A 22,780-nucleotide genomic window follows, 5' to 3' on the forward strand; every position below is an offset into this window, starting at 1 on the left:
GACCAGGCTTCCCGGCGCTCCGGTACCCAGTCTAGGCGGTGGTCAGTTCGCGGCCGTTGTGAGGGCGATCATGCGGGAGGTCGCCCGCAGGTACTTCTTGCGGTATCCACCCGCCAGCATCTCGTCGGGAAACACCTGGTCGAGCGGCACCCCCGTGGCGTGGATGCGCACTTGCGCGTCATACAGCCGGTCGACGAGGGCGACGAGGCGCAGCGCATCCGTCTGGTTCGACAGCACCTCGACGTCGGTGAGCCCGATCGCGTCGAGGCCGCTGATGAGGCCGACGTAGCGGCTCGGGTGCACGGTGGCGAGATGCCGCAGCACGTCGCGGAACGGATCGACCGTGACGCCGCCCGTCTCGGCGGCGATGCGCGCCGCGAACTCCTCGTCAGTGAGCGCGACGGCGTGTCCCTCGATGTCGCGTTTGCGGTAGTCCTCGCCGTCGATGCGCACGGTCGTGAACCGATCGGCGAGCGCATTGATCTCGCGCAGGAAGTCTTGCGCAGCGAAGCGGCCCTCACCGAGCGCGTGCGGCGGAGTGTTCGAGGTTGCGGCGATGCGCGAACCACTCGCGACCAGCTCGCCCAGCAGCCGGGACATCACCATCGTGTCGCCGGGGTCGTCGAGCTCGAACTCGTCGATCGCGATCAGGGCGGCGCCGCGGAAGTGCGCGACCGCCTCGCGGTAGCCGAGCGCGCCGACGATCGCGGTGTACTCGATGAAGGTGCCGAAGTACTTGCGGCCGCGCGTGCGGTGCCAGAGGGCCGCGAGCAAGTGGGTCTTGCCGACGCCGAAGCCGCCGTCGAGGTAGACGCCGGGCTTGGCGACCGGCGCGGCGGCCCTGCGGGAGAAGAGCCCGCGCACGGGCGCGGCGACCTCGCTCGAGAAGGTGCGCATCGCCTCGACCGCGGCGGCCTGCGAGGGGTAGCGCTCGTCAGGAACGTAGTTCTCGAGGCTCGCACCCGCGAACTGCGGGGGCGGGCTCAGGTGGCCGACGAGCTCGGCGGCGGTCATCCCGGGCTGACGGTCGATCAGTCGCGCCGCGGTCGTCGTGGGTTCCACCGTCATCGTTCGCCCTCGGGCTCGTCGCACTCCGTCACGTGAGGTCGGCGCCCAGCCGGAGTGCGTAGATTTCTCAGCGGGCGGTGTTCCCCAGTTTACCGCCGTGAAGAGAGGCCCCCATGACCGTCGCATTCGACCCGTCCGAGAAGTTCCAGGCCTACGCGCACCCCGAGCGGCTCGTCTCGACGGCCTGGCTCGAGGCGCACCTCGGCGCCCCGGGGCTCATCGTCGTCGAGAGCGATGAAGACGTGCTGCTCTACGAGACCGGGCACATCCCCGGCGCCGTCAAGGTCGACTGGCACACCGAGCTCAACGACCCCGTCGTGCGCGACTACGTCGACGGAGCCGGCTTCGCACGCCTCATGAGCGCCAAGGGCATCGCCCGTGACGCCACCGTCGTCATCTACGGCGACCGCAGCAACTGGTGGGCGTCGTACGCGCTCTGGGTGTTCACGCTGTTCGGCCACGCCGACGTGCGGCTGCTCGACGGCGGCCGCGACCGCTGGGTGGCCGAGGGCCGCCCGCTGACGACCGAGGCACCGTCCCCGACACCCGTCGACTACCCGGTCGTCAAGCGCGACGACTCGGGCGTTCGCGCGTTCAAGGAGGACGTGCTGGACCACGTCGGCAAGCCGCTCATCGACGTTCGCTCGCTCGAGGAGTACACGGGCGAGCGCACGCACATGCCGTCGTATCCCCAGGAGGGCGCGCTGCGCGGCGGGCACATCCCGACGGCAGCGAGTGTGCCGTGGTCGCGCGCCGCGAACGACGACGGCACGTTCCGTTCGGCCGGCGAGCTCACCGCGATCTACCGCGTCGAGGCCGGCATCGACGACGCCGACGACGTCATCACCTACTGCCGCATCGGCGAACGGTCGAGCCACACCTGGTTCGTGCTCGCGCACTTGCTGGGGGTGCCGCGCGTGCGCAACTACGACGGATCGTGGACCGAGTGGGGCAGCGCCGTGCGCGTGCCGATCGCCGTGGGTGCCGAACCCGGCTCGGCACCCGGCCGATAGCCTGAACGCGTGACCGTCCTGCCCGCTGCGCTCGCCGAGATCCGCGACGACTTCCTCTCGTTCAGCGAGAAGGATCGCCTCCAACTGCTGCTCGAGTTCTCGAACGAGCTGCCCGCCCTGCCCGAGCGCTACCGCGAGCACCCCGAGCTGCTCGAACGCGTCGAAGAGTGCCAGTCGCCCGTCTACCTCTTCGTCGAGGTGTCGCCTGAGGGCCGCGTCGACGTGCACGCGACCGCGCCTGCCGAGGCGCCGACGACGCGCGGCTTCGCGTCGATCCTCGCGCAGGGGCTCAGCGGTCTCGACTCGGCCGCGGTGCTCGCCGTGCCCGACGACTTCCCCCTGCAGCTCGGCCTCACGGCGGCCGTGAGCCCGCTGCGGCTCAACGGCATGTCGGGCATGCTCTGGCGCATCAAGCGGCAGGTCGGCGAGAAGTCGGCCGCATGATGCTGCGGCGGGTCGTGCCGGTCGAGGGCAGCGCACTCGATGTCGAGCATCCGGATGCCCGCCGCACCCTGCTCGATTGGTACGCCCCGCACTCCCCCGAGCACGTGCGGCTCTCCTTCGTGACCACGCTCGACGGTCGGGCTGCCGGCACCGACGGCACGTCGGAGTCGCTCACGTCGCGCACCGATCGCATGATCCTCGGGGTGATCCGCGAGCACGCCGACGTCGTCCTCGTCGGCGCCGCGACGGTGCGCCGCGAAGGCCTGCGCCGACCGCGGCGAGCAGCGCTCGCGATCGTGTCGGCGAGCGGCGACCTCCGCGGTCATCGGCTCGACGCCGACGACCGCACGGCACCGGTCATCGTGCTGACGACCGAGGCCGCTGCCGCGCGTGCCGCCGACGCTGTGCCCGACGCGACCGTCATCCCGCTCGCGACCGGGCCCGACGGTCGCCTCCCGATCACGACGATCGTCGACGTGCTGCGGTCACGGGGGTTGGCCGGCATCGCCGCGGAAGGCGGACCCGCTCTCGCGGGGCAGCTGCGTGCCGCCGGTCTCGTCGACGAGCTGTGCCTGACGGTCATGCCTCGCCTCGGCGGGCCGATGATTCCCCTGCTCGGCGATGGTGACGCCGAAGTCAGTCGGCTGACGGCGGTTCAGCTGCTCGTGGACGACGAGGGCGCGCAGTACGGTCGCTGGCGGCTGGAGCCGTAGCCCCGGCAAGCCCCGTGTCGGTCAGCCAGACGCGGATCGCGCGCTCCCACCGCTCGGCGTCGAAGTTCCAGAGCTTCGTGTGGCGGGCGACCGCGAAGCGCTCGAGCCGCACGACATCCGGCCGCGCCGCGGCGAGGGCGGCGCTGCCGTCGATCGGCACGTATCCGTCGTCGTCGCTGTGCAGCAGCAGCATCGGGATGCGCAGCGACGCCGCGCGCGCGAGCACGTCGAGCCGCTCGAAGTCGATGGGTTCGGCGAGCCCCACCCACTGCGAGGCCCGGTCGGACCCGAGCATCGCGAGCGCCGCGTCGCGCACGGGCGCGGGCAGTCGCGCGGCCTCGGCCTGGAACCGCAGCACCGAGAGCCAGTCGACGACGGGCGACTCGAGCACGACGCCGTCGATGTGCTCGGCGAGCGGCGAGCGCGTGATGCACTGCAGCACCGTGGCGCCCCCCATCGACCAGCCCATGAGCACGATCCGACGTGCGCCCTCGTGCCGGGCGACGGTGATGGCGGCCTCGACGTCGCGCCATTCCTCGTCGCCGAGGGCGTAGCGTCCGTCGTGGCTCGGCGGGGCATCCCCGTCGTTGCGGTAGCTGATGAGCAGGCAGCGGTAGCCCGCCGCGCGCAGGACGGCGACCGCGCGCAACCCTTCGGCGCGCGTGACGCCCCGACCGTGCACGAGGATCGCCCAAGAGGCGCTCGGCTCCGCCGGCTCGATCTGCCAGGCGGGGGCGATGCCGACCGGCGTGGGGATTCCGACCTCGCGGAACGGGAGCCCGAGGTCGGCAGGCGTCAGGTACCACCACCCCGCCCACCGGCCGTGGGATGCCCGCTCGAGGTCGCCGCGCTGCACCCCCTCCAGGCGGCGCAGCACCGTGCGGTCGTCCTGCTCGAGCACGTCCGCGACGCGCGCATGCCCCCGATCGTGATCGAACCAGAGGCTGTACCGACCCGGCACGACCGTGTCGGGCGAGCGCCCCAGCCGCACGGTCGAGGCCGCGAGGTCGACGGCGACGATGTCGACATCCTGCCGCCGGCGGCGCGGCGGCGTCACAACGTCGCGAGCGACGCGCAGAGCCACGAGTCCTGCTCCGAGCAGGCCGGCGGCCGTCGCGACGAGCATGACGGCGGCGGCGCGCACCGCGATGCGGCGTCGCCCCCTCACGGGCGCCCCGACGGGCGGTGCGGGTACGGAACGGCGAGTCTCACGCCTCGACGGTAGCAAGACGGCCTAGTCTGCACACGTGTCCCCCGCCACGGCCGCAGAGCCGACGCCGCAGGCCGTCTTCGACGGGCTCATCGCCTCGGTCGGCCGCGCACGGCTGCGGGAGGAACTCGAGGTCTCGACCATCCCGGCCCCCGGAGGTCTCGCACCCTTCTCCTATGCGCTCGCCGCCGATGTGAATCCCGCCCGGCACGCTGACGACTCCGACCTCGGCACGGGGCGGCTCATCATCCTCTTCGACCCCGAAGCGCCCGAGGGCTGGGGCGGCCCGGTGCGGGTCATCTGCTACGCGCAAGCACCGCTCGAGACCGAGATCGGCCTCGACCCGTTCGTGGCCGACGTGGCCTGGTCGTGGCTCGTCGACGCGCTCTCCGCCCGTGGCGCCGACTACACGGCCGCGAGCGGCACCGCGACGAAAGTGCTCTCCACGGGCTACGGCGAGCTCGCCGCCCAGGGCAGCGGCGCGCAGATCGAGCTCCGCGCCTCGTGGACGCCGCTCGACGACGATCTCGCCGCGCACGTCGAAGGCTGGGCCGAACTGCTCTGCATGGTCGCGGGGTACCCACCGACGGCCGAGGGCGTGGCGGTGCTGCCGCCGCGGCGGGGGTCGCGTGGCTGAGCGTCCCCCCGTCACCGATCCGTTCGCCGTGCCGCCGCCGATTCCGCCGCGCGCGCGGTCGACCGCGCCGTCGATCGCGCCGTCGCGGCGCACCGGGCAGTCTGTGCCGGATGCCCAGCCGTCGCCTCCCGAGTCGCCGACGCCCGAAGCTTCCCCGGCACTGCCGACCGCGCGGCTCGCGCGCACGCCGCACGTCATCGACTCCCGCGAGGAGTACCTCGCGGCGGTGGCCGAGCTCGCCGCCGCGAGCGGCCCGGTCGCGGTGGATGCCGAGCGGGCGAGCGGGTTCCGCTACTCGCAGCGGGCCTACCTCATCCAAGTCTTCCGGCGCGGTGCCGGCACGTTCCTGTTCGATCCCCCCGCGATCGGCGCCTTCGCCGAGCTGCAGGCCGCGATCGGCGAGGTGGAGTGGGTGCTGCACGCGGCGAGCCAAGACCTCTCGTGCCTGCGGGAGGTCGGCCTCGACCCGGTGCTGCTGTTCGACACCGAGCTGGGCGCCCGCCTCGCGGGCATGCCGCGGGTGGGTCTCGGCGCCGTCGTCGAGGAGACCTTGGGACTGCACCTCGCGAAGGAGCACTCGGCCGCCGACTGGTCGACGCGCCCGCTGCCGGACTCGTGGCTCACCTATGCGGCTCTTGACGTCGAGCTGCTGCTCGACGTGCGCGACCGCATCGCCGAGCGCCTGGAGGAGGCCGGCAAGAGCACGATCGCGGCGCAGGAGTTCGCGGCGGTGCTCGCGAAGCCCGCAGCAGAGCCCAAGGCCGAGCCCTGGCGCCGCCTGTCGGGCATCTCGACCGTGCGGGGTCAGCGAGCGCTCGCCGTGGCGCGCGAGCTGTGGCGGGCGCGCGACGACTACGCCCAGGAGGTCGATACGTCTCCCGGTCGCCTCCTCCCCGATGCGTCCATCGTGGCTGCCGCGCGCGCACCGCTCGCCTCGAAGCGCGACCTGGCAGCCCTCAAGACCTTCATGGGGAGGGCCAGCCGGGCCCAGATCGACCGGTGGTGGGCTGCGATCGAGGCCGGACTCGCGACCGACGACCTGCCTGCCCACCGCAGCTCGGAGGAGAGCATCCCGCCCCCGCGCTCGTGGGCTGATCGCAGCCCGGAAGCCGACCGCCGCTATCGGGGCGTGCGTCCGCGCCTGCAGGCCATCGCCGAGGGGATCGACCTGCCGGTCGAGAACCTGCTGACGCCCGAGCACGTGCGCCGCATCTGCTGGGCGCCTCCGGCCGAGATCACCCTTCAGAGCATCGGCGAGACCCTCTCCGGGCTCGGCGCGCGCCCCTGGCAGATTGACGCAACCGCACAGGCGATCGCCGAAGCCTTTGTCGAGGCGCTCCAAGAGCCGGTCGAGGCCTCCGAGTCCGGTTCGTAGGAACACGCAGGGCTTCGCACCCCCTCCCGGCGGCCTCCCTAGGCTGAGCGCCAGACCATCAACCCCTGGGAGGCACCATCGTGGCTGAACGAGCCGACGTCGTATTCGTGGACGGAGTCCGAACCCCGTTCGGGCGTGCGGGCGAGAAGGGCATGTACTGGAACACCCGTGCCGACGATCTGATCGTGAAGGCGATGATCGGGCTGCTCGAGCGCAACCCCTCGCTGCCGAAGGAGCGGGTCGACGAGGTCGCGATCGCCGCGACGACCCAGGTCGGCGACCAGGGCCTGACGCTCGGGCGCACCGCCGCGATCCTCGCCGGCCTGCCGCTCAGCGTTCCCGGCTACGCGATCGACCGCATGTGCGCGGGCGCCATGACCTCGGTGACCACGACGGCCGGCGGCATCGCCTTCGGCGCCTATGACATCGCCATCGCGGGCGGCGTCGAGCACATGGGACGCCACCCCATGGGATTCGGGGCCGACCCGAACCCCCGCTTCGTCGCCGAGAAGCTCGTGAGCGGCGACGCGCTCAACATGGGCCTCACCGCCGAGCGCCTGCACGACCGGTTCCCGGCGCTCACCAAGGAGCGCGCCGACCGCTTCGGCATGCGCAGCCAGCAGAAGGTCGCCGCCGCCTACGCCGCGGGCAAGATCCAGCCCGACCTCGTGCCCGTCGCGTTGCGCAGCGAGACCGGTTTCGGGCTCGCGACCACCGACGAGGGACTTCGGCCGGAGACGACCATGGAGGGCCTCGCCGGGCTGAAGACGCCGTTCCGCCCGCACGGTCGCGTGACCGCCGGCAATGCATCCCCCCTCACCGATGGCGCGACCGTGAGCCTGCTCGCGAGCGCCGACGCGGCGAAAGAGCTTGGCCTCACGACGAAGATGCGCCTCGTGAGCTTCGCCTACGCCGGGGTCGCCCCCGAGGTCATGGGCATCGGCCCGATCCCCTCGACCGAGAAGGCACTGAAGAATGCCGGGCTCTCGATCGACGACATCGGCCTCTTCGAGCTCAACGAGGCCTTCGCCGTGCAGGTGCTGAGCCTGCTCGACCACTTCGGCATCGACGACGACGATGACCGCGTCAACCCCTGGGGCGGCGCGATCGCGCTCGGCCACCCGCTCGCGAGCTCGGGCGTGCGTCTCATGATCCAGCTCGCCCGGCAGTTCGAAGAGCGTCCCGATGTGCGCTACGGCCTTACGGCCATGTGCGTCGGCCTCGGTCAGGGCGGCAGCGTCATCTGGGAGAACCCGCACTACACCGGAAAGAAGGCCTGACCGTGGCGACCACGAGCGCGACCGCGCAGTACTCCCCCGACCAGTTCGCCGAGCTGCGCTCGCTGAGCGATGACGAGGTCGTCACGCACAGCTACGTGCGCGACGTGCCGCTGCCGAGCGGTGGGATGCTGGCCCTCGTCACGCTCGACAACGGGCGCGACCACACGCGGCCGAGCACGCTCGGCCCCGAGGGTCTCATGCAGCTCGCGAGCGTCCTCGACGCGCAGAAGGCGCGCGCCGCCGCGGGCGAGATCCGCGCCCTCGCGATCACGGGCAAGCCGTTCATCCTCGCCGCGGGCGCCGACCTCTCGAAGGTCGGCGACATCCCGAGCTATGAGGCGGGCTTGCAGATGGCCCAGCTCGGGCACTACGCGCTCGGCAAGCTCGGTGAGCTCGGCGTGCCGTCGTTCTGCTTCATCAACGGTCTTGCGCTCGGCGGCGGGGTCGAGGTCGCCCTCAACTGCGACTACCGCACGCTCGACTCGAGCGCCGCGGCGCTCGCGCTGCCCGAAGTGTTCCTCGGCATCATCCCCGGCTGGGGCGGCGCCTGGCTGCTGCCCAACCTCATCGGCATCGAGAACGCGCTCAAGGTCGTCGTTGAGAACCCGCTCAAGAACAACCGCATGCTCAAGCCCGCCGAGGCGTTCGAGCTCGGCATGGCCGACGTGCTGCTGTCGCCGGCCAACTTCCTCGAGGACTCGATCCGCTGGGCCGACGGCGTGCTCACGGGCGCGACGAAGGTCAAGCGCCCGAACGAGCCCGGCAAGCTCGAGCGGGCCGTGAAGTGGGATGTCGCGATCGGCATCGCGCGCAAGACCCTCGAGAAGCGCCTCGGCACGGTCGCGAAGTCGCCGTACGCGGCGCTCGAGCTGCTCGCCGCGGCCAAGAGCTCGACCAAGGCCGAGGGCTTCGCAGCGGAGGACAAAGCCCTGGCCGACCTCGTCGCGGGCGACCAGTTCCGCGCATCCATCTACGCCTTCAATCTGGTGCAGAAGCGGGCCAAGAAGCCCGCCGGCGCCCCCGACAAGGCGCTCGCGAAGAAGGTCACGAAGGTGGGCGTGCTCGGCGCCGGGCTCATGGCGAGCCAGTTCGCCCTGCTCTTCCTGCGCCGCCTGCAGGTGCCGGTGATCATCACCGACCTCGATCAGGCGCGCGTCGACAAGGGGCTCGACTACATCCGCGGCGAGATCGATGGCCTGCTGCAGAAGGGCCGCATCGATGCCGATGAGGCCAACCGGCTCAACGCCCTCCTCACCGGCACGACCGACAAGGCCGACTTCGCCGATTGCGACTGGGTCATCGAGGCGGTCTTCGAAGAGCTCTCGATCAAGCAGGATGTCTTCGCCGAAATCGAGCAGCACATCTCGCCCGAGGCCGTGCTCGCCACCAACACCTCCTCGCTCTCGGTCGAGCAGATCGGCGCGAAGCTGAAGAACCCCGAGCGCGTCGTCGGGTTCCACTTCTTCAACCCCGTCGCCGTCATGCCGCTCATCGAGGTCGTCAACACCCCGGCGACCGATGAGGCGACGCTCGCCACGGCCATGGCCACGGCGCACGCCCTGCGCAAGAACGCGGTCATCACGGCCGACACTCCGGGCTTCGTCGTCAACCGGATCCTCGCGAAGGTGCTCGGCGAGGCGATGCACGCCGTCGAACTCGGCACCCCGTTCGAGACCGTCGTCGAGGCGCAACGCCACTTCGGCCTGCCGATGGACCCGTTCGTGCTGCTCGACCTCGTCGGTCTCAAGGTCGGCGCGCACGTGCTCGACACGCACCACGCGGCCTTCCCCGACCGCTTCTTCGAGTCGCGCGCTCTCCACGAGCTCGCGGAAGCGGGGGTGCTCCTCGAGAAGGACGCGAAGGGCCAGTCGAAGGGCATCGACAAGAAGGCCATCGCGATCGTCGCGAAGCACCGGCCGCAGGGCGCGCAGCCCTACACGGTCGAGCAGCTCACGGCGCGGCTCGAGGACGGCCTGGCCGACGAGATCCACCGCATGCTCGAGGACGGGGTCGTCGAGGCTGCCGAGGACATCGACCTCTGCATGATCCTCGGCGCGGGCTGGCCGTTCCAGATGGGCGGCGTGACGCCGTTCCTCGACCGGGTCGGCGCCTCCGAGCGCGTGTTCGGCGGCACGTTCCACGAGCCGCGCATCCGCGGCATCCGCTGAGGCTCCGCGGCGGCCTCCCGTGTCGGAGGCCGCCGCTACCCTCAGGGCATGAGTGGTTCGACCGTCTACTACGTCGCCCAGAGCCTCGACGGCTTCATCGCCGACCGCGATGAGGCCCTCGACTGGCTGCTCGCCTTCGGCTTCGACGACTTCCAACAGCAGTACGACGCCTTCATCGGCGGCGTCGGCGCGATCGTTATGGGGGCCGGCACCCTGCGCTGGCTCGCGGCCGAGGGCGAGCCGTGGGGCTACACGGGCACACCCACGTGGGTGGTGAGCAGCTCCGAGTCCCTGCCCGCGATCGTCGGCGCCTCCTACGAGCGGGTCGCCGACCCCGTCGCGGCGGTGACGGCGGCGCGCGCGGCGGCCGCGGGGCGCGACGTGTGGGTCGTGGGCGGCGGCGGGCTCGCGGGCTCCCTCGTCGACGCGGGTCTGCTCGACCGCCTGCACCTCACCGTGATGCCGGTGACGATCGGCGCCGGAACCCGGGTGCTGCCGCACGCCGCGGCGAGCATCCCCTGGCAGCTCGAATCGGCGCAGCCGATCGGTTCTGCGGGCGCCGTGGAGCTGCGTTATCGGGTGCGTTCGTCCTGATCCACGCTCGCGCCGTGCTCGTCGGGCAGCGGCCGGGCGACGGGGATGCGCGTGCCGAGCACCTGCGCCACGAGGTCGCGCGCGATCGCCTGCGACGTGAGGCCGACCCGCTCGAGAATCTCCTCGCGCGTCGCGTGCTCCAAGAACTCGTCGGGGAGTCCGAGCTCATCAACGGCCGTGTCGACACCCGCCGCGCGGAGATCCTGACGGATGCGCGTGCCGATGCCGCCCACGCGCACGCCGTCTTCGATGCTCACGAGGATGCGGTGGTCGCGAGCCAGCTCGATAACGCTCGAGGGCACGGGCACGACCCAGCGCGGGTCGACGACCGTCGCCCCGATGCCCTGGGCGGCGAGCCGATCCGCGACCTCGAGGCCGATCTTCGCCATCGGGCCGACCGTGACGATGAGAACGTCCTTGTGCGGCGCCTCGCGCAGCACGTCGACACCGTCGTCGGTGCGGCGCACCGCGTCGAACTCGGTGCCCACCGAGCCCTTCGAGAAGCGCACGACGGTCGGCGCATCGTCGACGGCCACCGCCTCGGCGAGCTCTTCCCGCAGGCGCGTCGCGTCGCGCGGCGCAGCGAGACGGATGTTCGGCACGACCTGGAGGATCGAGAGGTCCCACATGCCGTGGTGGCTGGCGCCGTCGGGCCCCGTGACACCCGCGCGATCGAGCACGAAGGTCACGCCGGCCTTGTGCAGCGCGACATCCATGAGCACCTGGTCGAACGCGCGGTTGATGAACGTCGCGTAGACCGCCACGACCGGATGCATGCCGCCGAAGGCGAGGCCGGCGGCCGAGGTCACGGCATGCTGCTCGGCAATGCCCACATCGATGATGCGATCGGGGTGCTTCTCGGCGAGTTTGTGCAACCCCGTCGGGCGCAGCATGGCGGCGGTGATGCCCACGATGCGGCGGTCCTTGTCGGCCAGCGCCACGATCTCGTCGGCGAAGACCGAGGTCCATGACGGACGGCTCGCCTGCTCGATCGACTCGCCCGTCTCGGGGTCGATCTGCCCGACGGCGTGGAACTGGTCGGCGACGTCGGCCAGCGCGGGCTCGTAGCCCTTGCCCTTCTGGGTGATCGCGTGCACGATGACGGGCGCGCTGTACTCCTTCGCCTGCCGCAGCGCGCGCTCGACGTCTTTCAAGTCGTGCCCGTCGATCGGGCCGATGTACTTGATGTCGAGGTTCGAGTACAGCGCCTCGTTGTTGGTGAACCGCGACAAGAACCCGTGCAACCCGCCGCGAACGCCGCGGTAGACCGCACGACCAGGAGCCCCGAAGAAGCCGAACGCCCGCTCCGTCCCCCGACGGAACCGGTAGTACGAGCGGCGCGTCCGCACCGTCGAGAGGAACCGGGCCATGCCGCCGATCGTCGGAGCATAGGAGCGCCCGTTGTCATTGACGACGATCACCAGATTGCGGCTGTTGTCATCGCTGATGTTGTTGAGCGCCTCCCAGGTCATGCCGCCCGTGAGCGCGCCATCACCGACGACGGCGATGACGTGGCGGTCGTCCTGGCCCGTCATCTCGAACGCGCGCGAGATTCCGTCGGCCCAGCTGAGCGAGCTCGACGCGTGCGAGCTCTCGACGATGTCGTGCTCGCTCTCCGAGCGCTGCGGGTAGCCCGCCAGGCCGCCCTTCTGCCGCAGCAGCGAGAAGTCTTGCCGGCCCGTCAGCAGCTTGTGCACGTACGACTGATGCCCGGTGTCCCACACGATCGCGTCGCGCGGCGAATCGAAGACCCGGTGGATGCCCAGCGTCAACTCGACGACGCCGAGGTTGGGCCCCAGGTGCCCTCCGGTCTTCGAGACCTCCGTCACCAGGAAACGGCGGATCTCCTCCGCCAGTTCGACCATCTGCGACTCAGAGAGCCGATCGAGGTCACGGGGGGTGCGGATCGCGTCGAGCAGTGCCATTCACCGAGTCTACGGGAGCGCGGTGGAGAGGCGGCCCGTCGACGAACGCCTGTTGCTGGGCGTTCGCCGACGGTTCGCTGAACGACTAGACGAGGCTGCGCAGCACGTACTGCAGAATGCCGCCGTTGCGGTAGTAGTCCGCCTCACCGGGGGTGTCGATGCGCACGACGGCATCGAACTCGACGACGGCCTTGCCCGCGGCGGAGTGGGCGCTCGGTGAGGCCGTGACACGCACGGTGCGCGGCGTCGTGCCCTCGTTGAGCGCGGTGATGCCGGAGATCGAGACCTCCTCGGTGCCGTCGAGACCGAGGCTGTCGGCGGTCTCGCCGGCCGGGAACTGCAGGGGGATGACGCCCATACCGATGAGGTTCGAGCGGTGGATGCGCTCGAAGCTCTCGGCGATGACGGCCTTCACGCCCAGCAGGCTCGTGCCCTTGGCCGCCCAGTCGCGACTCGAGCCGGAACCGTACTCCTTGCCCGCGAAGATGACGAGGGGCACTCCCGCGGCCTGGTAGCGCTCGCTCGCGTCGTAGATGAACGCCTGCGGAGCATCCGGCTGCGTGAAGTCGCGGGTGAAGCCGCCCTCGACGTTGTCGAGCAGCTGGTTCTTGAGGCGGATGTTCGCGAAGGTGCCGCGGATCATGACCTCGTGGTTGCCGCGGCGCGATCCGTAGGAGTTGAAGTCCTTCCGGTCGACGCCGTGCTCGGTGAGGTACTGGCCCGCGGGCGAGTCGGCCTTGATCGAACCGGCCGGGCTGATGTGGTCGGTCGTCACGGAGTCGCCGAGCTTCGCGAGCACGCGAGCGCCCGCGATGTCGCTCACCGGGGTCGTCTCGAGCGTCATGCCGTCGAAGTACGGGGGCTTGCGCACGTAGGTCGACTCCGAGTCCCACTCGAAGGTCGCGCCGTCGGGCGTCGGCAGCGAGCGCCAGCGCTCGTCGCCCTCGAACACCGATGCGTACTGGTGGTCGAACATACCCGTGTCGATCGACGAGTCGATCGTCGCCTGCACCTCAGCCGCGTCGGGCCAGATGTCGCGCAGGTAGACGTCGTTGCCGTCGCGGTCGGTGCCGAGGGCATCCGCCTCGAAGTCGAAGTTCATCGACCCGGCGAGGGCGTAGGCGATGACGAGCGGCGGGCTCGCGAGGTAGTTCATCTTGACGTCGGGGTTGATGCGGCCCTCGAAGTTGCGGTTGCCCGAGAGCACGGCCGTCACGGCGAGGTCGTGCTCGTTGATGGCCGTCGAGATCTCGTCGGCCAGAGGGCCCGAGTTGCCGATGCAGGTCGTGCAGCCGTAGCCGACGGTGTAGAAGCCGAGGGCCTCGAGGTCGTCGGTGAGGCCGGCCTTCTCGTAGTAGTCGGTGACGACCTTCGAGCCCGGCGCGAGCGTGGTCTTGACCCACGGCTTCGCCTTCAGGCCCTTCTGCGCCGCGTTGCGGGCGAGCAGACCCGCGGCGAGCATGACCGAGGGGTTCGAGGTGTTGGTGCACGAGGTGATCGCGGCGATCGTGACCGCGCCGTTGTCGAGCGTGAACTGCTCGCCGCCGACCGTGACCGGGACGGGCGTCGAGGCCGTCGTCGCGTAGGCCGGCAGCGCCGCCTCGAAGGCCGACTTCGCGACTGAGAGCTCGATGCGGTCCTGCGGACGCTTCGGACCCGCGATCGACGGGACGACCGTCGAGAGGTCGAGCTCGAGGTATTCGCTGAATCGCGGCTCGACGCTCGGGTCGTGCCAGAGCGACTGCAGCTTGCTGTAGGCCTCGACGAGCGCGACCTGGGCCTCGCTGCGGCCCGTGAGGCGCAGGTAGTCGAGGGTGACGTCGTCGATCGGGAACATCGCCGCGGTCGAGCCGAACTCGGGGCTCATGTTGCCGATCGTCGCGCGGTTGGCGAGCGGCACGGCCGCAACGCCAGCACCGTAGAACTCGACGAACTTGCCGACGACGCCGTGCTTGCGCAGCATCTCGGTGATCGTCAGCACGACGTCGGTCGCCGTCACCCCCGTCGGGATGGAGCCCGTGAGCTTGAAGCCCACGACCTTGGGGATGAGCATCGACACCGGCTGGCCGAGCATCGCGGCCTCGGCCTCGATGCCGCCGACGCCCCAGCCGAGCACGCCGAGGCCGTTGACCATCGTCGTGTGCGAGTCGGTGCCGACGCAGGTGTCGGGGTAGGCACGCAGCACGCCGCCCACCTCGCGGGTGTAGGTGACCTTCGCGAGGTGCTCGATGTTGACCTGGTGCACGATGCCCGTGCCCGGGGGCACGACCTTGAAGTCGTCGAACGCAGTCTGGCCCCAGCGCAGGAACTGGTAGCGCTCACCGTTGCGCTCGTACTCGATCTCGACGTTGCGCTCGAGCGCGTCGGCGGTGCCGAAGAGGTCGGCGATGACGGAGTGGTCGATGACGAGCTCGGCGGGGGCGAGCGGGTTGATCTTGTTGGGGTCGCCACCGAGAGCGGCGACCGCCTCGCGCATGGTGGCGAGGTCGACGATGCACGGCACACCCGTGAAGTCCTGCATGACGACGCGGGCGGGCGTGAACTGGATCTCGGTGTCGGGCTCGGCCGCGGGATCCCACGAACCGAGAGCACGGATCTGATCGGCGGTGACGTTCGCGCCGTCCTCGGTGCGCAGCAGGTTCTCGAGCAGCACCTTGAGGCTGAACGGCAGGGTCTCGTAGCCCTCCACCGCGTCAATGCGGAAGACCTGATAGTCCGACCCGGCAACCGAGAGGGTGTCGAGGGAATCGAAGCTGTTGACTGCGGACACGGTGGCTCCTCATTGTGCACCGGGGCAGGCGCATCCGCCGCCCCGCATCGGACTCGACCAGCCTACTGGCCGAAAACTATCTTGATATCGAGATAAATAATGCTAGCACTCACGCAGCGCGGCGGGTGTAGATGGCGCGAACCATCAGCCAGGTCACCCAGAGCACCGCGGCGTAGAGCGGCAGCCCCATGAGCAGCTTCGTCGCCGCGAGCGCGGCGGCCTGCTCGGCGAGGTACAGCGGCACCTGCACGCCGAGGCGCAGCGTGAAGAGCGCGACCCACAGCCAGGTCGTGACGGTCAGCACCGTGCGCTTGGCCGCATCGGCCCGCCACTCGTGATCGCCCGTGAGCAGCGCAGTGATGACCCCGATGAGCGGCCGACGCACGGCGAGGCTCACGAGCAGGGCGACGAGCCACACCCCGTTGATGACGAAGCCCAGCAGGAAGTTCTCCTCGGCCCGACCCGTCCACAGGGCGAGGCCGGCGGAGAGGGCGATGCCGACGAGGCCGACGACCGCCGGCACGATGGGCGAGCGCGTCACGGCCCGAACGAGAACGAAGAGCACCGCGATGCCCACCGGGATCAGCACGGAGGGCGCGACGTCACCGGTGATCGTGAAGACGACGAGGAACAGGAAGCCGGGCAGCAGCGACTCGACGAGCCCCCGCACGCCGCCGACAGCGGCCCAGAGGGCGTGGGCGGTCGGACGCTCCCCCGGTTCGACGCGCGCGAAGCCCGATCGTCGCGCCGCGGCCGCGAAGGCCTCGCGCAATTCGGCGCGCGGGTCCTCCTCGTTCGAGGAGGGCGTCTCGGTGGTCATGCCGTGGCAGGGGGCACGACGGCGCCCGCCGCCTGAGCGGCACCCTGCGGCACCTGCAGCGGGATGAGATCGCGCGGCGGCATCGGCGTCGAGCCGCGCACGACCACGACGCTGCGGAACACGTCGTCGATCGCCGCCGCGGCATCCGCCTCGATCGCTCCGCGACCCGCGATGACGCCGCGCAGGAACCAGCGAGGCCCGTCGACGCCGACGAATCGCGCGATGCGCGTCGCTCCGGGCTCGCCACCCGTGACGGGGATGCGCGCGACGAGCTCGGGACCGAACGCCCCCGCGCGCTCTTGCGTCTCGCCGCCCTGCGAGCGCACCTGCTCGACGATCTGCGCGCGGATCTCGTGCCACAGCCCGCTCGAGCGCGGCGCGGCGAACGGCTGCACCTGCAGCGTCGAACCGGCGTAGTCGATGCCCACGGCAACGACGCGCTTCGTGCCCTCTTCGATCTCCAGCCGCAGCTGCAGACCCTCACGGGGCACGAGCTTGACCGCGCCGAGGTCGACGTAGGGCCGCACGGCGTTCGCCTCGCTCTCGTCGAGGGGGCCATTCTCGGCGCGATCGATCGGCGCGGATTTCGCGTCGTCGGGGGGCACCGCAGCGCCGGGGGACGGATCGGTCACGCTGAATCTCCTTCGGTCGGCACCCCACGGTAGCCGGTCGACCCGAACCCGCGCTCCCCGCGGTGCGAGCCGGGAAGCTCCTCCACGGGAACGAAGCGGGCGCGCGCGACCGGCCACACGATGAGCTGCGCGATGCGGTCGCCCGCGTCGATGGCGAACGGCTCGCGCGCATCCGTGTTCAACAGGGTCACGCGGATCTCGCCCCGATAGCCGGCGTCGACAGTTCCCGGGGCGTTGACGATCGTGATGCCGTGGCGCGCCGCGAGTCCGCTGCGGGGCACGACGAAGGCCGCGTAGCCGTCGGGCAGGGCGATCGCGGTTCCCGTTCCGACGGTCGCCCGCTCACCGGGCGCCAGCACGAGACTCTCGGCGGCGCACAGGTCGGCACCCGCGTCACCCGGGTGGGCGTACGCGGGAACGGTGGTGCCGGTCAGCAGCACGTCGATGGTTCGCAGCACCCGTCGAGGCTAATGCATGGTCGAATGGAGCAATGGAGACGTATCGCGAGCGCGTGTGGCCGGCACCCTGGATCGCGGTCATCGCGCTGTTGGCGGTTCCCGCGAGTCTGCTGACCTTCGCGCCGGTCAGCATCGTCGCGGGCGGGGTCGTCGGCGGAGTGCTCGCGGCGGGTGTCATGCTCGCGGCCGTGCTGAGCGCCCCGACCATCGTCGTCGCAGACGGGATGCTGCGCGCGGGCTCGGCGCGCGTGCCCCTGTCGCTCATCGGCGGCACGGCAGTCGCCCGAGGCGCCGAGGCGCGACGCATGCGCGGACCGGAACTCGATGCCCGCGCGTTCCTCGTGCTGCGGCCCGATGTCGACCCCGTCCTGCGGGTCGACCTCGTCGATCCCGACGACCCCGTGCCCTACTGGGTCCTCTCGACGCGTCGTCCCGAGCAGCTCGCCGCGGCGATCCGCGGCACGACGGAAACCGCCTAGGCGGCGCACTCCCGGCAGACCGAGCCGAGCTTCTCCTCGTGGTCGAGCTGCGAGCGGTGCTTCACGAGGAAGCAGCTGATGCACGTGAACTCGTCAGCCTGCGGAGGCAGCACGACGACGTCGAGGTCGAGGTCGGCAAGATCTTGCCCCGCGAGCTCGAAGCCCGGATTGTCGGCGTCATCGACGTCGACGACACCCGACAACTTGTCGGGAACGCGCTCCTGCAGAGCCTGGATCGAGTCGGTGTCCTCGTCCGTCTTGCGGGGGGCGTCGTAGTCCGTAGCCATGCCAGTCCACTTCTCATCATCAGTCGTCGGCCGCGTTCGGCGCGCATAGTTTGCAGGAAGGGAGGGGGAAACGCAAACGCGCTCGTCCGCCGGTGTTCCGACCTGCCATCCGCGCCAACTTCCGGCACGCCCGCGCTATTCCCGCGCTCTCGCGCGCGCTCGTGGGATGCTGTGGCCACCCAGCCCACGACGAGAGGGTGAGAGCCATGGACGAGCTCACAGTGATCGGTGCCGAGAACGGTGCGCTCGTCGTCGTCGCCGCCGACGGAACCCGGTTCCGCGTTCCGATCACCGAGGCGCTGCACACGGCCATCCGTCAGAACCGACCCGCCGCACCGGCACCGCACCGGGTCGGACCGCGCGAGGTGCAGGCGCTCATCCGGCAGGGCCTCACCGCGGCCGAGGTGGCCGCGCAGACGGGCGAGCCGCTCGAGTACATCCAGCGCTTCGAAGGCCCGGTGCTCGCCGAGCGCGAGTACGTCGTGACCGCGGCGCGCACCGTGCCGGTCGCCGTCGCGTCCGACCCCGATGCGGGGACGACGGGCACCTTCGGCTCGGCCATCGACTACCGGCTGACGGGCATCGGCGCGCGCGACGTGCGCTGGGAGAGCCGCAAGCACGAGTCGCACTGGATCGTCTCGGTGAGCTTCCTCGACGGCGACGTCGCGCGCATCGCATCCTGGAGCTTCGACCCCAAGAAGTCGACGCTCGCCCCGGCCAACCACGAAGCCCAGTCGCTGTCGCAGCAGGGCGACGCCCCGGCCCCGATCATCCCCCGGCTGCGGGCCGTGCCCGTCGACACCCCCACGAGCGGGCGCTTCGATAGCGGCGCCTTCCTGCCGACGGGCGAGCAGCCCCGCGCCTCGCAACCCGTCGAGCGGCCGATCGCGCGCATCGCCGAGGCCGACACGAGCGACACGCAGGAGGTCGGCCAGACCGCCGATCTGCTCGAAGCCCTGCGCCGACGCCGCGGTGAGCGCGAGGCCGCGCCGAGCGACGACTGGGAGTCCGCGCGCGCCGCGCATCCCTCGACCGGGTCGATCCGCATCGTCGAGGTGCCCATCGACCCGGCGCTGCTCGACGACGCGGCCGAGTCGAACGCCGCGGCAGACGCGGCGTTCGACGACACGGCCCTGATCGGCGACGATCTCGAGGTCGACGACTCCCCCGCCGGCGCTCCCCCCGCGAAGCCCGCCAACCGCCGTGGCCGGGCCGCGATGCCGAGCTGGGACGAGATCGTCTTCGGCGCGCGCCCCGACGACGAGGGTGCGTGACGGTTCCGTCCTAGCGGGCGAAGGCACCCCAGCGCGCGAGCGGCACCCGCAGCTCGTCGGGTGAGAACGAGCCGTGCTGCCCGACCATGGCGAGCGATCGCTCGGTGGCCATCCGTGCGTCGTAATAGGCCACCTGGGCGCGTGCCGCGACGATGACGTCGCCGATCCTCGAGAGCGCAGCGGTACCGACCGGGCCGAACCACCCCGCGGCGACCGCCTCGTCGCGCGTCACCACCCACGACCGAGCGGCCTCTGCCTCGAGCCAGCGGTCGCGCACGAGTTCCGCATCCGCGGGATCCTCAAGCCCCAGGTGCAGGCAGCGCGGCTCGCCCGCGACATGCCGGATGCCCTGCCACAGCGGATCGTCGGCGCCGAGCACGAGCCGCCGGTGCGGCGCCACGTCGAGCATGCCGTGGTCGGCGGTGAGCAGCACTCCCGCATCCGCGGGCACCGCCCCGTCGAGCGGTCGGAGCGCGGCGTCGAGCTCGTCGAGCCGTGTCGTCCACAGGGGCGACTGCACACCGTCGGCGTGCCCGGCCATGTCGAGCTCCGGAACGTAGACGTAGACGAGGCGACGCTCGCTCCCGGCCAGCAGCTCGACTCCGCGGGCGATGCGCTCCGCGATCGAGCGCCGCGCCTCGAAGCGCGCACCGCGCAGCACGGCGTCGGTGAAGCCGGTGTCGCGGTACCGCTCGGCCCCGACGACGACGGCGTCGATGCCCTCGGCGGCGACGCGCTCGAACACCGTCGGCAGGGGCTGCCAGTCGCGCGGCCGCATGCCCTCGTCCCAGCCCGTCAACTGGTTGACGACGCGATCACCGGCCCGGTCGATCGCGCTGTAGCCGACGAGGCCGTGCTCGCCGGATGATCGCCCCGTCGTGAGGGTCGCAAGCGCAGAGGCGGTCGTGGTCGGGAATCCGGACTCGATGACCCCTCCGGCGGACGGGATGGCGGCCAGAAGCCGACGGGCGTGACCCGCGCGCTGCTGGAGCGCGGTCATGCCGAGGCCATCGACGAGCAGCACGGCGGCACTGCGCACGGCGGGCAGCCCCAGGGGGTTCGGCTCGGCCCGCATCGCCGCCGCCGAACTGGTCAACACGTCGGCGAGTGACGGGGTGTCGCCACGGGGCGCCGGTAGCATGGCTCCAGCCTATGACTCCCCCTCCCGCCTCCCGATCCCGGGGCTCCGACCCCGCCGACGCGCCCGTCGGCGAACGCATCGACGACGTCGACCTCGCCGACGAGATGCAGGGCTCGTTCCTCGAGTACGCCTATTCCGTCATCTACTCGCGCGCGCTGCCCGACGCCCGCGACGGCCTCAAGCCCGTGCAGCGGCGCATCCTGTACATGATGAGCGAGATGGGCCTGCGGCCCGATCGCGGCCACGTGAAGTCGGCGCGCGTCGTCGGCGAGGTCATGGGGAAGCTGCACCCGCACGGCGACTCGGCGATCTACGACGCCCTGGTGCGCCTCTCGCAGGACTTCACGCTGCGCGTGCCGCTCATCGACGGCCACGGCAACTTCGGCTCGCTCGACGACGGACCCGCCGCCGCGCGCTACACCGAGGCCCGGCTGCGCGCCGAGGCGATGGCGATGGTCGACGACCTCGATGAGGACGTCGTCGATTTCGTGCCGAACTACGACAACCAGCTGACGCAACCCTCGGTGCTGCCCGCGGCCTTCCCCAACCTGCTCGTCAACGGCGCGAGCGGCATCGCCGTGGGCATGGCCACCAACATGGCACCGCACAACCTCATCGAGGTCGCCGCGGCCGCTCGCCACCTGCTCGACGATCCTTCGGCATCGCTCGACGAGCTCATGGCCTACGTGCCCGGCCCCGACCTGCCCACGGGCGGCACGATCATCGGCCTCGAGGGCATCCGCGAGGCCTACGCGACGGGGCGGGGGTCGTTCAAGACCCGCGCCAAGGTGTCGATCGAACCCATCACCGCGCGCAAGACGGGCATCGTCATCACCGAGCTGCCCTACCTCGTCGGGCCCGAGAAGGTCATCGAGAAGATCAAAGACGGCGTGCAGTCGAAGAAGCTCGCGGGCATCAGCGATGTCACCGACCTCACCGACCGCCGCAACGGGCTACGCCTGGTCATCGGCATCAAGACGGGGTTCAGCCCCGAGGCCGTGCTCGAGCAGCTGTACCGCTACACCCCGCTCGAAGACGGATTCTCGATCAACGCTGTGGCCCTGGTCGACGGCACGCCCCAGACGCTCGGACTGAAAGAGCTGCTGCAGGTCTACCTCGACCACCGCATCCAGGTCGTCACCCGGCGCAGCAGCTACCGCCTCGCACGACGCCGTGAGCGGCTGCACCTCGTCGAGGGACTGCTCGTCGCCATCCTCGACATCGACGAGGTCATCCAGGTCATCCGCACCTCCGACGACGCCGACACGGCGCGCACGCGCCTCATGGAGGTCTTCGACCTCAGCCAACTGCAGAGCGAGTACATCCTCGAACTGCGTCTGCGCCGCCTCACGAAGTTCAGCCGCATCGAGCTCGAGACCGAGCGCGATCAGTTGCGGGCTGAGATCGCCGAGCTCGAGACCCTGCTCGCCGATCCGGCCCGCGTGCGCGGCGTCGTCGGCGATGAGCTCGAGGCGACCGCCGACCGCTTCGGCACGCCGCGTCGCACCCTGCTGACCGAGGCGAGCGCCTCGATCGCGGCCCCGCGCAGCCGGGGCGCCGCCCCCGTGTCGCTCGAGATCGCCGACGCGCCCTGCCGCGTGCTCGTGTCGACGACGGGTCGCGCCGTGCGCGTCGAACTGCCCGAGGGCGCAACGATCGTCACGCCGGCGCGTCGCAGCAAGCACGACGCCCTCCTCGGCGCCGTCGACTCGACGACGCGCGGCGAGCTCGTCGCCATCACCTCGCGCGGGCGCTTCGTGCGGTTCACACCCGTCGATCTGCCGAGCGTGCCCGCGAACTCGGTGCAGCTCGCCGCCGGGGCGAAGCTGCGCGACTACCTCGGGCTGACCGATGCGAAGGAGCGCGTGCTCGCGATCGTCGACCCCGCCAGCACGGTGCCGCTCGCCCTCGGCACGCGTGAGGGCACCGTCAAGCGCGTGGCGCCGGGCGGGTGGCCTGCCCGTCCCGACGGCGACGTCATCGCCCTCAAGGCGGGCGATGAGGTCATCGGGGCGGCTCCCGCCGACGAGGCGGCCGAGTTGGTCTTCGTGACCTCGGATGCCCAGCTGCTGCACTTCGCGGCCGACCAGGTGCGCCCCCAGGGCCTCGCGGCAGGCGGCATGGCGGGCATCAAGCTCGGCGCCGGCGCGCGCGCGGTGTTCTTCGGCGCCGTGGATCCGGCGACCGCCGAGGTTCTCACGGTCTCGAGCTCGACGCAGACCATCGCGGGCGCCGACCCCGGCCGCGGCAAGCTCTCGGCGTTCGAGCAGTTCCCGGGCAAGGGGCGCGCGACGGGTGGCGTGCGGTGCCACGCGTTCCTCAAGGGCGAAGACGTGCTGCAGCTCGCCTGGGTCGGCACGGCTCCGCTCGCGGTCGGCGCCGACGGCTCAGCCCGCACCCTGCCGGCCAGCGGAGCGAAGCGCGACGCCTCGGGCACGCTTCTCGACTCCCCCCTCGGCTCGGTCGGCACGCCCATCGCCTGAGCGAGCGTG

General features: G+C 71.2%; 20 protein-coding genes. 11 read left to right on the forward strand and 9 right to left on the reverse strand.

Features of this window, described 5'->3' with window-relative positions:
• Positions 1-42: 42 nt before the first annotated feature.
• On the reverse strand, positions 43-1,068 hold the full coding sequence (gene zapE / locus NNL39_RS12195; protein ID WP_255159542.1) for a cell division protein ZapE: 1,026 nt from the start codon (positions 1,066-1,068) through the stop codon (positions 43-45).
• 113 nt (positions 1,069-1,181) lie between these two features.
• Here zapE and NNL39_RS12200 point away from each other — a divergent pair, with 113 nt between their 5' ends.
• The 3 genes from NNL39_RS12200 to NNL39_RS12210 are packed head-to-tail and all read left to right on the forward strand — an operon-like array spanning position 1,182 to position 3,238.
• Positions 1,182-2,081, forward strand: coding sequence for a sulfurtransferase (locus tag NNL39_RS12200; protein WP_255159543.1), 900 nt, complete (start codon positions 1,182-1,184; stop codon positions 2,079-2,081).
• A 9-nt stretch (positions 2,082-2,090) separates the two neighbouring features.
• Positions 2,091-2,525 (forward strand): SufE family protein, encoded by a 435-nt coding sequence (locus NNL39_RS12205; RefSeq protein WP_255159544.1) that lies wholly within the window; start codon positions 2,091-2,093, stop codon positions 2,523-2,525.
• On the forward strand, positions 2,522-3,238 hold the full coding sequence (locus tag NNL39_RS12210) for a dihydrofolate reductase family protein (RefSeq protein ID WP_255159545.1): 717 nt from the start codon (positions 2,522-2,524) through the stop codon (positions 3,236-3,238). Before NNL39_RS12205 ends, NNL39_RS12210 begins: the two co-directional genes overlap by 4 nt.
• On the opposite strand, the gene NNL39_RS12215 is transcribed toward NNL39_RS12210, so the two are convergent.
• Positions 3,162-4,406: an alpha/beta hydrolase family protein gene (locus NNL39_RS12215; protein ID WP_255159546.1), complete on the reverse strand. Its 1,245-nt coding sequence runs from the start codon at positions 4,404-4,406 to the stop codon at positions 3,162-3,164. The genes NNL39_RS12210 and NNL39_RS12215 overlap by 77 nt on opposite strands.
• A 79-nt stretch (positions 4,407-4,485) precedes the next feature.
• Here NNL39_RS12215 and NNL39_RS12220 point away from each other — a divergent pair, with 79 nt between their 5' ends.
• The 5 genes from NNL39_RS12220 to NNL39_RS12240 all read left to right on the forward strand — a co-directional run bounded on the left by NNL39_RS12220 (position 4,486) and on the right by NNL39_RS12240 (position 10,502).
• The gene (locus tag NNL39_RS12220; protein ID WP_255159547.1) at positions 4,486-5,085 is read left to right on the forward strand and encodes a DUF3000 domain-containing protein; all 600 of its coding nucleotides are present in this window, start codon (positions 4,486-4,488) and stop codon (positions 5,083-5,085) included.
• 160 nt (positions 5,086-5,245) lie between these two features.
• Entirely contained in the window at positions 5,246-6,460 is a 1,215-nt protein-coding gene (locus tag NNL39_RS12225) for an HRDC domain-containing protein (protein WP_255160954.1), read from the forward strand.
• 80 nt (positions 6,461-6,540) lie between these two features.
• The gene (locus tag NNL39_RS12230) at positions 6,541-7,740 is read left to right on the forward strand and encodes a thiolase family protein (RefSeq protein ID WP_255159548.1); all 1,200 of its coding nucleotides are present in this window, start codon (positions 6,541-6,543) and stop codon (positions 7,738-7,740) included.
• 2 nt (positions 7,741-7,742) lie between these two features.
• Positions 7,743-9,908, forward strand: coding sequence for a 3-hydroxyacyl-CoA dehydrogenase NAD-binding domain-containing protein (locus tag NNL39_RS12235; protein ID WP_255159549.1), 2,166 nt, complete (start codon positions 7,743-7,745; stop codon positions 9,906-9,908).
• Positions 9,909-9,956: 48 nt separating this feature from the next.
• Positions 9,957-10,502: a dihydrofolate reductase family protein gene (locus NNL39_RS12240; RefSeq protein ID WP_255159550.1), complete on the forward strand. Its 546-nt coding sequence runs from the start codon at positions 9,957-9,959 to the stop codon at positions 10,500-10,502.
• Here the strand turns inward: NNL39_RS12240 and dxs are convergent.
• The 5 genes from dxs to dut all read right to left on the reverse strand — a co-directional run bounded on the left by dxs (position 10,481) and on the right by dut (position 17,107).
• A complete protein-coding gene (gene dxs, locus NNL39_RS12245; RefSeq protein WP_255159551.1) occupies positions 10,481-12,427 on the reverse strand; it encodes a 1-deoxy-D-xylulose-5-phosphate synthase in 1,947 nt (648 codons plus the stop codon). The two genes, NNL39_RS12240 and dxs, sit on opposite strands and share 22 nt — an antisense overlap.
• Positions 12,428-12,512: 85 nt before the next feature.
• Positions 12,513-15,197 carry an aconitate hydratase AcnA gene (gene acnA / locus NNL39_RS12250; RefSeq protein WP_255159552.1) on the reverse strand — a complete coding sequence of 895 codons (2,685 nt, stop codon included), beginning with the start codon at positions 15,195-15,197 and terminating at the stop codon, positions 12,513-12,515.
• 109 nt (positions 15,198-15,306) lie between these two features.
• Positions 15,307-16,017 carry a DUF3159 domain-containing protein gene (locus NNL39_RS12255; protein WP_255159553.1) on the reverse strand — a complete coding sequence of 237 codons (711 nt, stop codon included), beginning with the start codon at positions 16,015-16,017 and terminating at the stop codon, positions 15,307-15,309.
• Positions 16,014-16,649, reverse strand: coding sequence for a DUF3710 domain-containing protein (locus NNL39_RS12260; protein WP_255159554.1), 636 nt, complete (start codon positions 16,647-16,649; stop codon positions 16,014-16,016). The genes NNL39_RS12255 and NNL39_RS12260 overlap by 4 nt, the downstream gene beginning before the upstream one ends.
• Positions 16,646-17,107, reverse strand: a complete 462-nt coding sequence (dut, locus tag NNL39_RS12265; protein WP_255159555.1) for a dUTP diphosphatase — start codon at positions 17,105-17,107, stop codon at positions 16,646-16,648. The genes NNL39_RS12260 and dut overlap by 4 nt, the downstream gene beginning before the upstream one ends.
• 32 nt (positions 17,108-17,139) lie before the next feature.
• Between dut and NNL39_RS12270 the strand changes: the two genes are divergently transcribed.
• Positions 17,140-17,586, forward strand: a complete 447-nt coding sequence (locus NNL39_RS12270; protein WP_255159556.1) for a DUF3093 domain-containing protein — start codon at positions 17,140-17,142, stop codon at positions 17,584-17,586.
• Here NNL39_RS12270 and NNL39_RS12275 read toward each other — a convergent pair.
• Positions 17,583-17,873 carry a DUF4193 domain-containing protein gene (locus NNL39_RS12275; protein WP_255159557.1) on the reverse strand — a complete coding sequence of 97 codons (291 nt, stop codon included), beginning with the start codon at positions 17,871-17,873 and terminating at the stop codon, positions 17,583-17,585. The two genes, NNL39_RS12270 and NNL39_RS12275, sit on opposite strands and share 4 nt — an antisense overlap.
• Positions 17,874-18,079: 206 nt before the next feature.
• On the opposite strand from NNL39_RS12275, the gene sepH reads away from it, so the two are divergent.
• Positions 18,080-19,147 carry a septation protein SepH gene (gene sepH / locus NNL39_RS12280; RefSeq protein ID WP_255159558.1) on the forward strand — a complete coding sequence of 356 codons (1,068 nt, stop codon included), beginning with the start codon at positions 18,080-18,082 and terminating at the stop codon, positions 19,145-19,147.
• 10 nt (positions 19,148-19,157) lie between these two features.
• Here sepH and NNL39_RS12285 read toward each other — a convergent pair whose 3' ends face one another.
• Complete coding sequence (locus NNL39_RS12285; protein ID WP_255159559.1) at positions 19,158-20,288, reverse strand: alkaline phosphatase family protein; 1,131 nt, start codon at positions 20,286-20,288, stop codon at positions 19,158-19,160.
• A gap of 11 nt (positions 20,289-20,299) precedes the next feature.
• Here NNL39_RS12285 and NNL39_RS12290 point away from each other — a divergent pair, with 11 nt between their 5' ends.
• Entirely contained in the window at positions 20,300-22,771 is a 2,472-nt protein-coding gene (locus NNL39_RS12290) for a DNA gyrase/topoisomerase IV subunit A (RefSeq protein WP_255159560.1), read from the forward strand.
• The last annotated feature ends 9 nt before the right edge of the window (positions 22,772-22,780 follow it).

Source organism: Microcella humidisoli, from assembly GCF_024362325.1.
Lineage (GTDB): Bacteria > Actinomycetota > Actinomycetes > Actinomycetales > Microbacteriaceae > Microcella > Microcella humidisoli.

Excerpts from the sequence above, each read along its gene's own strand:
- zapE (WP_255159542.1), bottom strand. The coding sequence starts at position 1,068 with ATGACGGTGGAACCCACGACGACCGCGGCGCGACTGATCGACCGTCAG.
- NNL39_RS12200 (WP_255159543.1), top strand. The coding sequence starts at position 1,182 with ATGACCGTCGCATTCGACCCGTCCGAGAAGTTCCAGGCCTACGCGCAC.
- NNL39_RS12210 (WP_255159545.1), top strand. The coding sequence starts at position 2,522 with ATGATGCTGCGGCGGGTCGTGCCGGTCGAGGGCAGCGCACTCGATGTC.
- NNL39_RS12240 (WP_255159550.1), top strand. The coding sequence starts at position 9,957 with ATGAGTGGTTCGACCGTCTACTACGTCGCCCAGAGCCTCGACGGCTTC.
- dxs (WP_255159551.1), bottom strand. The coding sequence starts at position 12,427 with ATGGCACTGCTCGACGCGATCCGCACCCCCCGTGACCTCGATCGGCTC.
- NNL39_RS12255 (WP_255159553.1), bottom strand. The coding sequence starts at position 16,017 with ATGACCACCGAGACGCCCTCCTCGAACGAGGAGGACCCGCGCGCCGAA.
- NNL39_RS12270 (WP_255159556.1), top strand. The coding sequence starts at position 17,140 with ATGGAGACGTATCGCGAGCGCGTGTGGCCGGCACCCTGGATCGCGGTC.
- NNL39_RS12275 (WP_255159557.1), bottom strand. The coding sequence starts at position 17,873 with ATGGCTACGGACTACGACGCCCCCCGCAAGACGGACGAGGACACCGAC.
- sepH (WP_255159558.1), top strand. The coding sequence starts at position 18,080 with ATGGACGAGCTCACAGTGATCGGTGCCGAGAACGGTGCGCTCGTCGTC.
- NNL39_RS12285 (WP_255159559.1), bottom strand. The coding sequence starts at position 20,288 with ATGCTACCGGCGCCCCGTGGCGACACCCCGTCACTCGCCGACGTGTTG.
- NNL39_RS12290 (WP_255159560.1), top strand. The coding sequence starts at position 20,300 with ATGACTCCCCCTCCCGCCTCCCGATCCCGGGGCTCCGACCCCGCCGAC.